The 15,041-nt window shown below is 71.5% G+C and carries 12 protein-coding genes; 3 read left to right on the top strand and 9 right to left on the bottom strand.

The window, feature by feature from the left end:
* Positions 1-118 precede the first annotated feature (118 nt).
* The 6 genes from ACFHWT_RS05610 to ACFHWT_RS05585 all read right to left on the bottom strand — a co-directional run bounded on the left by ACFHWT_RS05610 (position 119) and on the right by ACFHWT_RS05585 (position 6,681).
* Positions 119-1,276: an acyl-CoA dehydrogenase family protein gene (locus tag ACFHWT_RS05610; RefSeq protein ID WP_416593480.1), complete on the bottom strand. Its 1,158-nt coding sequence runs from the start codon at positions 1,274-1,276 to the stop codon at positions 119-121.
* A gap of 25 nt (positions 1,277-1,301) precedes the next feature.
* Complete coding sequence (locus ACFHWT_RS05605) at positions 1,302-2,834, bottom strand: acyl-CoA carboxylase subunit beta (protein ID WP_416593479.1); 1,533 nt, start codon at positions 2,832-2,834, stop codon at positions 1,302-1,304.
* Positions 2,835-2,915: 81 nt separating this feature from the next.
* On the bottom strand, positions 2,916-3,839 hold the full coding sequence (locus ACFHWT_RS05600) for a hydroxymethylglutaryl-CoA lyase (protein ID WP_416593477.1): 924 nt from the start codon (positions 3,837-3,839) through the stop codon (positions 2,916-2,918).
* A 51-nt stretch (positions 3,840-3,890) separates the two neighbouring features.
* On the bottom strand, positions 3,891-5,246 hold the full coding sequence (locus tag ACFHWT_RS05595; protein WP_416593476.1) for an acetyl-CoA carboxylase biotin carboxylase subunit: 1,356 nt from the start codon (positions 5,244-5,246) through the stop codon (positions 3,891-3,893).
* A gap of 60 nt (positions 5,247-5,306) precedes the next feature.
* On the bottom strand, positions 5,307-5,918 hold the full coding sequence (locus ACFHWT_RS05590; RefSeq protein WP_416593475.1) for a TetR/AcrR family transcriptional regulator: 612 nt from the start codon (positions 5,916-5,918) through the stop codon (positions 5,307-5,309).
* Between the two features lie 208 nt (positions 5,919-6,126).
* A complete protein-coding gene (locus tag ACFHWT_RS05585) occupies positions 6,127-6,681 on the bottom strand; it encodes a YbaK/EbsC family protein (RefSeq protein WP_416593523.1) in 555 nt (184 codons plus the stop codon).
* Positions 6,682-6,832: 151 nt separating this feature from the next.
* On the opposite strand from ACFHWT_RS05585, the gene ACFHWT_RS05580 reads away from it, so the two are divergent.
* On the top strand, positions 6,833-8,413 hold the full coding sequence (locus ACFHWT_RS05580; protein WP_416593474.1) for a glycosyltransferase family 2 protein: 1,581 nt from the start codon (positions 6,833-6,835) through the stop codon (positions 8,411-8,413).
* Positions 8,414-8,461: 48 nt separating this feature from the next.
* On the opposite strand, the gene ACFHWT_RS05575 is transcribed toward ACFHWT_RS05580, so the two are convergent.
* Entirely contained in the window at positions 8,462-9,097 is a 636-nt protein-coding gene (locus ACFHWT_RS05575) for a SigE family RNA polymerase sigma factor (protein ID WP_416593472.1), read from the bottom strand.
* Positions 9,098-9,346: 249 nt separating this feature from the next.
* Between ACFHWT_RS05575 and ACFHWT_RS05570 the strand changes: the two genes are divergently transcribed.
* Both ACFHWT_RS05570 and ACFHWT_RS05565 read left to right on the top strand, forming a co-directional pair.
* Positions 9,347-10,450 carry a glycosyltransferase family 2 protein gene (locus ACFHWT_RS05570; RefSeq protein WP_416593471.1) on the top strand — a complete coding sequence of 368 codons (1,104 nt, stop codon included), beginning with the start codon at positions 9,347-9,349 and terminating at the stop codon, positions 10,448-10,450.
* Entirely contained in the window at positions 10,447-12,393 is a 1,947-nt protein-coding gene (locus tag ACFHWT_RS05565) for a hypothetical protein (RefSeq protein ID WP_416593470.1), read from the top strand. The genes ACFHWT_RS05570 and ACFHWT_RS05565 overlap by 4 nt, the downstream gene beginning before the upstream one ends.
* Here ACFHWT_RS05565 and ACFHWT_RS05560 read toward each other — a convergent pair.
* Together ACFHWT_RS05560 and ACFHWT_RS05555 are read right to left on the bottom strand one after the other, a co-directional pair.
* A complete protein-coding gene (locus ACFHWT_RS05560) occupies positions 12,317-13,048 on the bottom strand; it encodes a DUF5825 family protein (protein ID WP_416593469.1) in 732 nt (243 codons plus the stop codon). The two genes, ACFHWT_RS05565 and ACFHWT_RS05560, sit on opposite strands and share 77 nt — an antisense overlap.
* Positions 13,049-13,061: 13 nt before the next feature.
* Positions 13,062-15,014 (bottom strand): RiPP maturation radical SAM C-methyltransferase, encoded by a 1,953-nt coding sequence (locus ACFHWT_RS05555; protein ID WP_416593468.1) that lies wholly within the window; start codon positions 15,012-15,014, stop codon positions 13,062-13,064.
* Positions 15,015-15,041: the final 27 nt, after the last annotated feature.

The following is a 15,041-nucleotide window of genomic DNA, read 5'->3' as shown; positions in this document are numbered from 1 at the left end:
AGGGTACGCATTGCAGGGTGCCCGGGTCAGCTTTCCGTCCGGCTGACGACCCGAAAGGAACGGATTTCCGACACAACCGGTGAGGTGCGGTGCCCTCCGGGGCACCCTTACAAGCTCATCAAGCGTCGGCCAGCCCAAGATCACGAGCGATGATCATCCGCTGGATCTCCGAGGTGCCCTCGCCGATCTCGAGAATCTTCGCGTCGCGCCAGAATCGCGCGACCGGGAACTCGTTCATGAAGCCGTAACCACCGTGAATCTGGGTCGCCTCCCGGGCGTTCTGCACAGCACACTCGCTGGCGTGCAACTTCGCCACCGCGGCCTGACGTTTGAACTGGTCACCGGCGAGCATCCGGGCGGCCGCGTCGTAGTAGGCCAGCCGGGCGGTGTGCGCCCGTACCTCCATGTCCGCGATCTTGAATTGAATCGCCTGATACCCGCCGATGAGCTGGCCGAATGCGCGGCGCTGACCCGCGTACCGGACGGACTCGTCGACACACCCCTGCGCGAGGCCGACCGCGAGGGCGGCGATCGCGATCCGCCCCTCGTCCAGAATCTGGAGGAATTGCGCGAACCCCCGACCCCGCTCACCCAGCAGATTATCGGCCGGAACCCGACAATCGTCGAACGTCAACTCGTGGGTGTCCGAGGCACACCAGCCGACCTTCGAGTAGCCGGGCGCGACGGTGAACCCCGGCGTCCCGGCCGGGACGATGATGGTGGACAGTTCCTTCGACCCGTCCGGTCTGGTCCCGGTCACCGCGGTGACCGTCACCAGCGAGGTGATGTCGGTACCCGAGTTGGTGATGAACGCCTTCGAACCGTTGATCACCCAATGGTCGCCGTCGCGCACCGCCCGGGTGGCGGTCCCCCCGGCATCGGAGCCGAACCCCGGCTCGGTCAACCCGAAACCGGCCAACGCCGCCCCGCTGACCAGCTCCGGCAGCCATCGCTCGCGCTGCTCTGGGGTGCCGAACCGGTAGATCGGCATCGCGCCGAGCGACACCGCCGCCTCCAGCGTGATGGCCACACTGGAATCGACCCGGGCCAGCTCCTCCAGCACCAGACAGAGGGCGAAGTAGTCGCCGCCCATCCCGCCGTACTCCTCCGGGAACGGCAGCCCGAACAGCCCCATCTTGCCCATCTGACGGACGATGTCGTACGGAAAGGCGTGCCGCTGGTAGTAGTCACCGATCACCGGCGCGATCGCCTCGCGGGCGAACTCACGGACGCTCTCCCGCAGCGCTTCCTGCTCGTCGGTCAGCCTGAAGTCCATGTCCAGATCCTTCCTGGAGGAGCCGCTAGACCGGGGTGACGCCGTGCCGGCGGTGGGAGAAGTGCCGGTCCCGGCCGGCGGCCGCCGCGTACCGCCGGACCAGTTCGGCACGCAACTGTTCGGGTCGGACGATGTCGTCGACGACGAGTTCGCTGGCGAGCCGGGTGAGATCGATGTCGCGCTCGTACTCGGCACGGCGGGCGGCGACGAAGCCGGCCCGCTCGTCGGGGTCGTCGATCGCCGCGATCTTGTTGGCGTAGACCGCATTGACCGCGGCCTCCGCACCCATCACCGCGATCTTCGCGGTGGGCAGGGCCAGCGTGGCGTCCGGCTCGAATCCGGGTCCGGCCATCGCGTACAGCCCGGCACCGTACGCCTTGCGGACCACGACGCAGATCTTGGGTACGGTGGCCTCCGAGATCGCGCTGATCATCTTCGCGCCGTGCCGGATGATGCCCTGCTTCTCCACCGCGCTGCCAACCATGAAGCCGGGCACGTCGGCCAGGAACAGCAGCGGTACGTTGAACGCGTCGCACAGCTGCACGAACCTGGTCGCCTTGTCGGCGGAGTCGACGAACAGCACCCCACCCTTGAACATCGAGTTGTTGGCGACCACGCCGACCACCTGGCCGGCCAGCCGGCCGAAGCCGACGGTCAGCTCGCGGGCCCACAGCGCCTGGATCTCCAGGAAGCTACCCTCGTCGAGCAGCCCCTTGACGAACCGGCGCATGTCGAACGCCTGCCGTTCGCTCGCCGGTACCAGCGCGGCCAGGTCGACCCCGGCCGGCGGGTCGCCGGCAGCCGCCACCGGTGGCGGCTGCCGCCAGTTGTCCGGCAGGTAGGACAGATAGCGGCGGACCACGTCGAGCGCGTCGTCCTCGGTCTTGCAGAGGAAGTGCCCGACGCCGGACTCGGCGCAGTGCACCCGGGCACCGCCCATCGCCTCCAGGGTGGTCTTCTCGCCGGTGACCATCTCGACCATCCGGTCCGAGCCGAGGTACATACTGGCGTTGCCCTCGACCATAGCCACCACGTCACAGAACGCCGGAATGTAGGCGCCGCCGGCGGCCGACGGCCCGAACAGGGCGCAGACCTGCGGGATCGCACCGGAGGCTCGGACCTGGTTCCAGAAGATCTTGCCGGCACCGCGCCGGCCGGGGAACAGGTCGACCTGGTCGGTGATCCGGGCCCCGGCGGAGTCGACCAGATAGACCATCGGTAGGCCGGTTTCGTACGCCCGCTCGATGATCCGGATGATCTTCTCGACGGTACGGGCACCCCACGAGCCGGCCTTGACCGTGGAGTCGTTGGCCATCAGGCAGACCTGTCGACCGTCGATGGTGGCGGTACCGGTGATCACGCCGTCGGCGGGCAGCCCGTCGGCGAGGGCGTTGGCGTACCGGCCGTCCTCCACAAAGGAGCCCGCGTCGACCAGCCGGTCGACCCGTTCCCGGGCGAACATCTTGCCCCGGGCGGCGTTGGCCGCATGGTACTTCTCCGCACCGCCGGCCCGAATCCGCTTGTCGAGCCGATCCAGCGCCTCACCGTCCAGCGTCACGCCGCCCCCTCGCACCAGCCCGTACTAAACGATCGTTAGGCTACCGTACGGCGGTCACCCTCGCGACCCCCCGCCAGCGGGTCAGCTGGTCGGGGTGAGCCGGGTACGGGGGCCGGCGCGCAGCACCCCGGAGGGAAGTTGCCGGCCGACCAGTTCCTCGGCCAGTTCGGCGGCGGCCAGCAGGGCATCCAGGTCGATCCCGGTCTCGACGTCCATGTCGTGCAGCATGTGCACCACCTCCTCGGTGGCCACGTTTCCGCTGGCCCCGGGCGCGTACGGGCAGCCGCCCAGGCCACCGACGCTGGCGTCGAACTCGGTGACCCCCAGCTCCAGCGCGGCCAGCAGGTTCGCCAACGCCGTACCCCGGGTGTCGTGGAAATGCAGCAGCACCGGCACGGCGGCCTGCCGGTCGCGCACCGCCGTGACCAGCTCGCGGACCCGGCGCGGGGTGGCCATCCCGGTGGTGTCTCCGAACGCAACCCGGTCCGCGCCGTCGGCCACCACCCGGTCGACGATCCCGGCGACCCGGTGCGGGTAGACGTCCCCTTCGTACGGGCAGCCGAAGCTGGTCGCCACGATCACCTCGACGTGCGCCCCGGCGGCGTGCAGCAGCGGAATCAGCTCGGCGATGTCGTCCAACGACTCGGCGGTGGACCGGTTGACGTTGCGCCGGTTGTGCGTGTCGCTGGCCGACACCACCACTTCGATCTCGGAGAAGCCGGCGTCGATCGCCCGCCGGGCACCTCGCAGGTTCGGCACCAACGCCGAGTAGCGCACCCCGGGCACCCGCCGGGTCCGCCGCCACACCTCGTCGGCGTCGGCCATCTGCGGGATCGCCTTCGGATGGACGAACGAGACCGCCTCGATCCGGCGTACGCCGGTGCCGGACAGCGCGTCCAGCAGGCGGACCTTGCCCTCGGTCGGGATCGGCTGCTCGTTCTGCAGACCGTCACGCGGCCCGACCTCGCGGATCGACACGGACTCGGGAAGGGGCGTCGCTACCATCCGTCCAGCATCCCGCGCCAGCGCCGTCCACTCAATGGGATCCGGTGAAGGTCACCGCGCCCGCATCCGGCCGACGATGCCGGTGTCGTAGTCGCCGGAGACGAACTCCGGGTGTTCCAGCAGCTCGGCGAAGAACGGCAGGTTGCACTTCGGTCCGGCCACCTCGAAGCCGGCGACTGCGGCACGGGCCCGGGTGATCGCCTCGGCCCGGTCGGCGCCGGAGACGATCAATTTGGCCATCAGCGAGTCGTAGAACGGCGTCACGGTGGTGCCGGCGGCGTACCCGGAATCGACCCGGACCCCGTCGCCGGTCGGCTCCGACCAGGCGGTGACCGCGCCCGGTCCGGGCAGGAAGCGTTTCGGGTCCTCGGCGTTGATCCGCAGCTCGATCGCGTGCCCGCGCGGCGCGAGGGCGTCCGGGTCGAACGTCGGTTCCAGACCGGCGGCCACCCGCAACTGCTCCTCGACCAGGTCCACGCCGTAAACCAGCTCGGTGACCGGGTGCTCGACCTGCAGCCGGGTGTTCATCTCCAGGAAGAAGAACTCGCCGGTGGTCGGGTCGAGCAGGCATTCCACCGTGCCGGCGTTGCGGTAGCCGACCGCTTCCCCGGCCCGGACGGCGGCGGCAAGTAGTCCGGCCCGGATCTCGTCGGTCACCGCCGGCGACGGCGACTCCTCGGCGAGTTTCTGGTTGCGCCGCTGCACCGAGCACTCCCGCTCGCCGAGGGCGACGACCCCGTCGGTGCCGTCCGGCGCCCGCCAGCCGAGAATCTGCACCTCCACGTGGCGTACCCGGGGGAAGTAGCGCTCGATCAGCACGGACCCGTCGCCGAACATGCGGGCGGCGAACGCCCGGACCTTGTCGTACTCGGTCCGCAGCGCGGCGGCGTCGGCCGCGACGCCCATGCCCATCCCGCCGCCGCCGGCGGCGGCCTTGACCATCACCGGGTAGCCGATGGTGGCGGCGGCGGCGAGTGCGGCGTCGACGGTTTCGGCGGGCTCGGTGCTGCCCGCGGCGACTGGTACGCCAGCGGCGGACATCAGGTTCCGTGCGTTAATCTTGTCGCCCATCGCCTCGATCGCGTCGCCGCCCGGGCCGACCCAGATCAGCCCGGCGGACTCGACCGCGCGAGCGAACTCGGCGTTCTCCGACAGGAACCCGTAGCCGGGGTGGACCGCCTGGGCGCCGCTGCTCTTGGCGGCGGCCAGGATCGCCCCGGTGTCGCGGTAGCTCTGCGCCGGGTTGGCCGGACCCACACAGATCGCCTGGTCGGCCTCGGCGACGAAGGGCATACCGGCGTCGGCCTCGGAGTGCACGGCGACGGTCCGGACCCCCAACCGTCGGGCGGTTCGGATGATCCGCCGGGCGATCTCGCCCCGGTTGGCCACCAGCAACGACTCGATCATGCCTCTCCTCGCGGGGTGCGGCGCCCGCTGCCGGGCGCGGGGATGGGCCCGGGGTGCTGCTCAGCCGTGCAGGGCGGCGAGGGTGGCGGCCCGCAGCAGGGTGGCCCGCCGTTCCCGGTCGACCTCGCCGCCGAGGAAGGGGGTGGAGTTCATCAGGCCGAACGCGGCGTGCGCCAGCACCCGGGCCTCGGCCGCGTCGAGATCGTGGCGCAGCGCGGTGAGCACCGCCACCCACTCCTCGACGTAGAGCCGCTGCAGCCGCCGGATCCGCCGACGCGGCTCCTCCGGCAGCCGGTCGAGTTCGTGCAGGTGCAGGGCGATGACCGCCGGGTTGGCCAGGGCGAACTCGACGTGGAACTCGATCAGCGAGGCGAGCGCGGCGGTGGCGTCGCCGGGCCGCGCCGCGACCCGGGCGCGGCCGCCGTCGAGCAACTCCTCGCTGACCGGGATGAGCGCGGCGGCGAGCATCGCCTCCTTGCCGGCGAAGTGGTGGTAGAGAGCGGGGCCGGTGACCCCGGCGGCGGCACCGATGTCGTCCATCGACACGCCGTGGTAGCCGCGGGCCGCGAAGAGCCCGACCGCGATCTGGAGAATCTCGTCGCGACGTGAGCGTCGCCGTGGCGCGCCCGGGTCCGCCCCGTCCGTCGTTGCCGCCTGCTGATCTACCGTCACCTGGCCAGCCTAACCGTGTGTCGAGCCGAATTGAACGACCGTTCAGTCACCGAGATGCCGCCGACTGATTCTCCGGTGTCCACGCTGACCCGACGCCCGCCGATCACCGTACCGTCACCGACGCCGAAGTCTCACCCCGGCGGAGCCCCGCCAGGTGCCGGCTGGAAGCGCGAGCCCGGTCAGGTGCCGGCTGGAAGCGCGAGCCCGGTCAGGTGCCGGCTGGAAGCGCGAGCCCGTCGACGACCCGTGCGTTGGGCAGTACCCCCAGCGCCGGACCGGGAAGCACGATCTTGCTGCCCCGCACCCCGGAACCGATCACCACGTGCGGCACCGCCACCACCCGCGCGTCGACCAGGATGGGCCACTCCGGCGGCAGCCCGATCGGGGTGATCCCGCCGTACTCCATCCCGGTCGTCTGCACCGCGTCGGCCATCGGAGCGAAGCTCGCCTTACGGGCGTCGAGCAGCCGGCGGACCGTCCCGTTGACGTCCGCCCGGGTGGTGGCCAGCACCATGCAGGCGGCGTACCGGACGACACCGCCCCGCTTGCCGGCGATCACCACGCAGTTGGCCGACTCGTCGAGCGCGACCCCGTACGCGGCGCAGAAGGCCGCCGTATCGGCGAGCTCGGGATCGATCGGCGCCACCGCCACGTCATCCACGTCGACCGGCACCTCGGCCGACCACTGCTCGACGGCGGCGGCCACCGGCGCGGCCACCAGGTCGAGTCGGCTCCGGACCGGTTCGGTCTGCAGTTTCCCCAGCACGTCCGCCATCATGCACCCGGCGGCCGGCGAGCCGTGCCGAGGGGCACCGGCCACCCGGGCGCGGTAGATTGACCGCCGCCGCCACCGCGTACCCGGCCCGCCGCCGGGAGCGGCGCGGCACCGCCGGACAACCCGCCGAGAGGTGATCGTGGCTGCCCCAAGGGCGAGCGTCGTCGTACCCGTCTACAACACCGAGGCCTGGCTCGGCGCGGCTCTGGCGTCGATCGACCGTCAGCCGCGGCGGCCCGAGATCGAGGTCGTCGTCATCGACGACGGCTCCACCGACTCGTCGAGCGAGATCGCCCGCGACTACGCCCGGCGGGCGCCGGGGGTCCGCTACGTCCGGCAGGACAACGCCGGTCTCGGTGCCGCCCGCAACCATGGGGTACGCCTGGCCACCGGCAACTACCTGGGTTTCCTCGACTCCGACGACCTCTACCCCGACGGCGGGCTGGACCACCTGATCGACATCGCCGAGCGGGACGGAGCGCAGGTGGCGGTTGGCGACATGCACGGCTTCCCACCCCGGCCCAGCCCGCCCTGGCGGGCGGAGATCGTCGGCCCGGCCCGCACCATCGGGTCCGTCGCCGAGGCACCGCTGCTGATCGGCAACCCGTCGGCCTGCAACAAGGTGTTCGCCCGCGACCTGGTCGACCAGGTCGGGGCCGAGTTCACCGAGGGCAGCGCGTTCGAGGATGTCCTGTTCACCGTCCCGCTGCTGGTCCGCTCCCCGCTGACCGCGCTCAGCCCGCGACTGGTCTACCTCTACCGGCAGCGCGGCAACGGCTCGTCGATCATGGAAGGCCGGTTCCGGCCGGCGAAGATCATGCAGCATCTGACCATCATCGAACGGCTGGTCGCCGGCAGCTCCCACGTCGCGCCCGAGGTGGCCGGAGCGGTCCGACGGTGGGTCGCGTACATGCAGCTGCACTACGCTGGGCGGGCCGCCGACGTCCTCGACGACGGGCAGCTGGCCGATTTCACCCGCCGGATGGCGGCGCTGCTGGCCGACGTACCGGTGCCGGTCGCCGCCGAGTTCAGCCGGAACCCGCACGCCGGGCTACGCGCGGTGGCCCTCTACGAGCAGGACCCGGACGGAGTACGCCAGCCCCGGCACGCCGGCCCGGTCCGGCTGTGCGGTGGGCAGCTCTACCTCGACCATCCGCGCTGGGACCGGTACCGGGACCTGCTGCGGGTACCCGCGCCGACCGTCGGTGTGCACAGCGTCCGCCGCAGTGGCCCGGCCGGCGACGAGGTGGTCCGGTTGACCGGGTGGTGCGGCCTGCCCGGCCCCGGCGGCGCGCCCGGCGACCAGCGGGACGACCTGGTGCTGGAGATCGGCGACACCCGGCTGCGACTGCCGCTGACCGTGGCCGACGGCAGCGGCGGCCGGCTCCGTTGGCGGGTCGACGTACCGCTGGCCACACTGCCCCGCGGCCGATACGCGCTGCGGGTCGTCGCCCGCGACGACGGCGCCGAACTGGTGCTCCCGCCGGCCCCGGGTGCGCCCGGCACCCGGGCGACGCTGACCGCCCGGGGCCGTGCCGTGTGGGTCGCACCCGGCCGCCGCGGGCTGCGTCTGGTGGTCTCGGACCCGCTGGTCACCGCCGCCGCGACACCGGCAAGGTGGAGCCGGATGGCCCGCTACCAGGCCGGACGCGCGGCGCGGCGCGGGGTCCGGGTGGCCCGCCAGGGCCGCCAACGGCTGCGCCGCCTGGCCGCCCGCTGATACCGACCGATCGCTGACGTCGACTGGCGTCGACTGGCCGGCGGCCGGTCAGGGGTCCTCGGCCAGCAGGTCGGCGCGGCTGTCGCCGAGCAGTTCCCGCAGCCGAGCCAGGGAACGCCGGCTCTGAGTCTTGACCACCGACACCGAGACGCCGAGCGTCTCGGCGACGGTCTCGACGCTCTGGTCCTCCCAGTAGCGCAGCACCACGATCGCCCGGTCGCGGGGCGGCAGACAGCCGAGCGCGTCGATCATGGTGACCCGCAGATCGGGCCGGGCGGACCGGGCCGGATCCCCGTCCTCACCAGGGCTGGCGATCGGCAGCTCCCGGGCGCTCAGCCGGCGGCGGTGGTCGAGCACCACCCGTAGCAGCACCTTGCGGCTGTACGCCTCCAGATTGTCGAACCGGGACACCCGCTGCCACGCGGCGTACATCTTGGCCAGTGCCGTCTGGGTGAAATCCTGGGCCAGATGCCAGTCTCGGCACATCAGGTAGGCGGTGCGGCGCAACCGTGGCGCGGCAGCCGAGGCGAACGCGACGAACTCCTCCTCCACCGCCCCGGACGGGGCGCGGTCCGCCGCCCTCGACCCGTCCAGGGCCGTGGACGCGGATACCGCCTGGTCGACGGCGGGTCGCGGCTTGCCCACCACATGCCCGGGCAGGATGATCTCAGCCGCGCCGTACACACTGCACTCCCATGCCTGGGCACCCTCCCCGGTGTGGACCTGCCGGTGTCCGACCCCTGCTGACACAGACGTCGCGTGGGCGGCGATCGGTGACATGGGCGGGAAAGTCCCGGACGTTCGCCAACTGGTCACCAGCTGTTAGCCTTTTGCCAGGGCCCCCTTCCCCTACCCGACGGACGATGTCGGACCGACGGTTGACCCCCGCCGCCGGACCGACGCACCGACGTACGTGGAAGGCGCGCTGCACCGATGGCACTGCTGAGCTTGATCATCCCGGTGTTCCGGGTCGAGAAGTACCTCGCAGCGTGCCTCGACTCGGTCCTGGCGCAGCGTCGGGCGGACGTGGAGATCGTGGCGGTGGACGACGCCTCCGATGACGGGTCCAGCGCCATTCTGGCCAGCTACGCACAGCGACACCCCGAGATCACCGTGGTCACCCTGGACCGCAACGGCGGGCTGGGCGCCGCCCGCAACGCGGGTATCGCCCACGCCAGCGGTCGCTACGTATGGTGTGTGGACAGCGACGACTGGTTGCCGGACGGCTCGCTGGACGCGGTCGCCGACCGGCTCGACCGAACCGACCCGGACATCTTGATCACCGGGTACTCCCGGGTCTATCCCGACGGCCGGGCTGAGGAACATCCGGTCACCGGCATCGCCCCGGGCCGCCAACTTCCGGAGGTCTTCCGCTTCGCCGACGAGCCAGGGCTGCTCGACGTGCTGTGGATCGCCTGCAACAAGGTCATCAAGCGGGACCGGTTGATCGACACCGGGATCACCTTCCAGTCCGGCTGGTACGAAGATGTCTCGTTCGTGATCCCGCTGCTGGTCGCCACGGACCGGATCGCCGTGCTGGATCGCGACTGCTACGCGTACCGGCAACATGACGACGGCGCGATCACCCGGACGGTCAGCGACCGGCACTTCGATGTCTTCGACCAGTGGCAGCGGGTCTTCACCTACCTTGACGCCCACCCGGGCCGGGCCGCCGGCGTACGCCCGTTGATCTTTGGTCGGATGATCTGGCACTGCCTGCAGGTACTCGGGCACCCGCACCGGGTCCCCAGGTCCCACCGGCGGCGCTATTTCCGGCGCACCTGCGAGCTCTACCGCCGGCATCGGCCGGCCGGCGGGTACCCGGTGCCGGGCAACGGCAACGAGACGGTCAAGCACCGACTCGTCGCGGCGAACGCCTATTCTCTCTATCAGACGCTGGTGGCCGTCTGGTCACTGCGCAAGCGGATGCCCGGCCGGGCCGGTCAAACACCGCCGTCAGCGGCGGCGCGGCCCGGCACCGTACCCGCCCGGGGTGGTGCGGTCGACGACGAAGCCGAGGAGGGGGCGATCAGGTGAGGCGCGACGCCGGCTCCGACGCCTCCGCGCCGGCCGGCAGCCGGATCACCTGGCGCCTCACCGGACTACCGGCACCCCGCCCGGCCGAACGACTCGGCCGTGCGGTGGGGTTGCGGGTACTGCGGCTACCCGGCATCCGGCGCGCGTTGGTGATCGCCGGCACCGTGGACCGGCTACGCGACCTGCCCCACCACCCGGCAGCAGGTCAGCCGGTACGTGCTGCCACCGTGGTCGTCGTCTGGTGGCGGTACCCGGGGCTCGGTTGGTCCGGCAGCGTCGGCACGTTGCCGCAGCTGCGTCGGCACCGGGTCGGGCTGCCCAGGCTGCGCCGGGGCGCGGCCACCGTCCGGCTGGCGCTCGCCGCCCCGGTGCCGCTGCGGTCGGCGGTACGGGCGGCGCTGCGCGCGTTGGACGGGTCTCGGCCGATGCCGTCCCCCGGCACCGCCGACGTCACCGCCCTCGGTGCTCCGCCGGCGTACCTGCCGGCGGGGGCGACCGTGCTGACCGCCGGACCGCTGCCGGAGCGCGACGAGATCCGCGCCCACGACCTGGTGCTGGACGGCCGGGATGCCACCGGCCCGCAGGGCGAGCGCGGCGCGGCGTACGGTGTCCGGTTGGCCGGCACCGGGCACGCGGTCACCACGCCCGCTGGCGAACGGCTCGTGCTGATCGACGCCGAGCGGATCAACCCGCGTGGCCGGCTGGCGGTCGCGTACCGGCCGGAGGCGGCAGAGATCTCCCTGGAGTTCGCCCGCGCCGACCGGTCCGGGGCCAGCAGGTTCCGCGGACCGATCAGCGGGTCGACCCGGTACGGGTCACTGACCGGCCCCGGGCTGGACGCGGCGGCACTGGCCGCGCTGCGGCAGGTCCGCGCGGTGCGCTGTCGGCTGGTGCCCGGTGAACATCCCGAGCAGACCGCCGGGCTGCTGGTGCAGCTCGCCGCGACCGGGGTGCTCGTGCACGCCCCGGTCCTGCCGCCGGCCGTGGCCGACCTGCTCGACCCGCAGCTACGCGCACTCGTCACCGGGCAACTGCCCGGATCAGCCGGATCAGCCGGGCGGGACGGCCCGTTGACCGTCGAGGCGCGCAGCGTACGGCAGCGCCGGGCCGCGATGCGCGGCCACGCCGCAGGGTTGCGGCTGCCCGGCCTCGCCGACGGCGGGCTGCCGGCACTCGGCCGACCGCCGTCGGTCAGCGCGGTCCTGATCACCCGGCGGCCGGAGCTGGTCACCTCCGCGCTGGCCGCGATCATCACGCAGACCTATCCGGAGATGGAGATCATCCTGGGACTGCACGGCATCGAGTTGCCGGAGTCGGCCCGCCGGGCGTTGTCCGACGCGGGCCGCCCGTTCGAGGTGCTGCACCTGCCGGAGTCGGTCGACTTCGGCGCCGGGCTCGCAGCGGCCACCCGGCGCGCCCGCGGCACCCTGATCACCAAGTTCGACGACGACGACAGCTACGGCGTCGAACACGTCTGGGATCTGGTGCTGGCCCGGCACTACTCCGGGGCCACCCTGGTCGGCAAGGGTGCCGAGTTCGTCCACCTGGACGATCAGGGCGTCACCCTCCGCCGACGGTCGGGCATCCCGGAGGCGTACGGCGGAGTGGTCGCCGGTGGCACGATGCTGCTCGCGAAGAGCGATCTGGAGGCGGTCGGCGGCTGGCGCCCGGTGCCCCGCTCGGTCGACCTCGGGCTGATCGAGCGGCTCCGGGCGGAGGGCGCCACCATCTACCGCACCCATCCGCTCGGCTACCTCTACCATCGGCGGCCCACCGGGCACACCTGGGATCCGGGCGAGGCGTACTTCGTGGACAGCGCGTACTCCCGCTGGACCGGCGTCCCGGCGGAGGCGATGGGCGACGAGGTCACACCACCATCGACGGCAGCGGCCAGCGGCGCAGCCGGTGCGGCAACCAGACCAGCCGGTCGCCCACCTTCGTGACCAGCCCTTCCTCGCCGAATTCGCGGGCGATGTCCAGGTCGACAGTGGTCATCTCGGCACCGTCGAGCAACTGCTCCAGCACCGCCAGGTAGGCCGGGTCGTCGATGGTCAGCAGGTTGAGCCGACCAGCCCGCCGATCCCGGACCTGGACGAACCCAGGGCCACGCCGGTAGGTGCACTTGTCGAAGTAGAACGCGTCCCGCCAGGCGGCAGCGGCCACCGTACCCGGGTCGGATTCAGGGTCGGCGCCGGCGGAGCCAGCCGCGTCAACGGAGCCGGCTGCGCCGACGATCTCGACCGTCGCTGGCGGACGCAGATGCCCGTACACCCGCCACAGGTCGCCGTCGCCGCCCGGCAGCCGTATCGACCAGTCCACCTCGATGGCGTAGCTGGTCAACTCACGGACCAGGACGAGCCGGCGGACCGCGTCGGCCGCCGCCACCGAGCCGGCGGCGGTGAGGTCGACGCCGCCGGGCAGCGCCACCTTGCGTACCCCCCGGTCGAGCCAGTCCGCGACGGTGTCGGCGGCGGACCCGGTGAACTCGGCCGTGCCCAGGTCGATGCCGGGAATGTCGGCGACCGCCGGATCGTGGTCCCGGTGCAGTCGGGCCACGACCGGCCCGGTCGGCGGTGCCTCGATGTCGGTGCTGATCAACGCGGTGCTCCTGTCAGACGGCGGTGAGCGCGGGCTCGGGCGTGGGGTGCCCGGCGGACGTGGCCGGGTCCGTCGACGCGGCTTCCGCCTGCGCGGCGGCCCGCTCCTGGTGCAGGTGGTCGATGCGGAGCAGGTCCTGGTTCATCGCCTGCGGTGCGATCTGAATGAACTGGTCGGCGTCGCTGAACAGCAGGCCGAGGTCGCTCCAGCGGGCGAGCAGCGTGGCCACCGCTTCCTCCGACGCGGAGATCCGCCGGGCCAGTGAGGCGACGCTGTGCGGCTGGTCCAGCTGCCGGAAGGCGGCGATCTCAATCGGATCCGTCAACCGCAGCACATGCCAGTCGAACTGCCGCCGCTCGCTGACCAGCACGATCTCGGTGCCGAGATCGTGGTGGGTCAGCCGGCTGCGGGCGTACTCGTGCTGCCAGCTGGTAACGGCCCGGTCGAGTGTCTCGGCGAGGTCCTCGTCGATGCCCTGGGTCGGGGTGTCGAAGATGTACGCCAGGTCCATCAGCTCCGACTCGGGCAGGTCGTAGATGAGCCGGTACTGGGCGGCCGGCCGCAGGTCGGTGAAGCCGAGCTCCGGCTTGACGAAGTACGGGCTGAACCGTTCGATGGCGATCCGGGTGCTGCCGTCGGGTGGGCAGAGGTGGTGCAGGGCCGGCATCTGGTCGATGATCGACTGGTAGTCGGCGTCGGTCTCGCCGGGGAAGCCGTACAGGTAGTTCCAGGCGATGGTGATGCCGCTGGTCTCCGCGTCGCGCAGCATCCGCACGTTGAGGCAGCCGGTCACCCCCTTGTCCATGATCTTCAGCACCCGGCTGTTCAGGTTCTCGATGCCTGGCTGGACGCTGACCAGGCCGGCGTCGGCCAGGGCCTGTACCTGCGGGCCACGCATGTTCGACTTGATCTCGTACTGCAGCCGCAGGTCGTAGTCGGATTCGGCCAGCCGGGGCAGCAGCGAGTTGACGTAGCTCATGTCGAGGATGTTGTCGACGACGAACATGTCCAGCACCTGGTGCCGCTCGACCAGCCCGATGATCTCGTCGTAGAACCGGCCGGGATGCTTGCTGCGGAACTGCATGAACGAGCCGTTGAGCCCGCAGAAGGTGCAGTGGTGCTTCTCGCCCCACCAGCAGCCGCGGGCGCCTTCCACCACCAGCCGGGGCTCGACCCAGTTGTTCGCCTTGGAGCCGGCCAGCCGCTCGAAGTAGCCGGTGTAGTCCGGGCTGACGATCTCAGCCGGCGGCAGCGGTGCGGTGCTCATCGGGTTGGCCACGTGCCGGCCGTCCGGGGTGGCCCAGCACAGGCCCTCGATGCTGGAAAAGTCGCCCTGGTTGTCCGCTGGCGCGGCCGCAAGCGCGGTGAGCAGCTGGGGAAAAGCCGCTTCGCCTTCGCCGCGTACCACGAAGTCGATGAAGGAGAAGTTGCGGTGCAGCGCCGCGCCCTGCTCGCCGTCGCAGTTCGCCCCACCGAGGGCGGTACGGATCCGGGGGTCGAGTTTCTTCACCGCCCGGGCAGTCGCCAGCGCTGCGGTGTTCTGCTGGAACGTCGAGGTGAATCCGACGAGGTCGGGTGCCCGGTCGACGATCCGGGCGGCGATCTCGTCGATGAACTCCGGCGCGGCCCGGTGCAGGTCCATGTTGCGGCTCAGGTCGCGTTCGGACATCTGGCCCTGGACGACGCGGGTGAACTCGCTGACCCGCCATTCAGGGTCGTCGTAGAGGGCGGAGGAGAAGACCCAGTCACCGCAGCCGGAGAAGTAGGTGAACAGCGAATAGTAGTAGTAGTCGCCGAGGCCGAACTCACGTCGGTCGACCACCCAGTCGACGAAGTCGAGGTTGGCGTGCATCACCTCGACCTCGGCGTCCGGCATCTTCTGGCGGACGCTGTTGGTGAGGATGCCCAGCGCCAGCGACGGGACATCGATCGATGACCACGGCATGTTGACCAGCAGGATCCGCATGTGCCCTTCCCTTCTATGCGAGCCGCT

Source organism: Micromonospora sp. LOL_021, from assembly GCF_048060215.1.
In the GTDB taxonomy this organism is placed as follows: Bacteria; Actinomycetota; Actinomycetes; order Mycobacteriales; family Micromonosporaceae; genus Micromonospora_E.
Note: the sequence above shows the minus strand (reverse complement) of the source record. Positions and strands in the feature narration are given on the sequence as shown.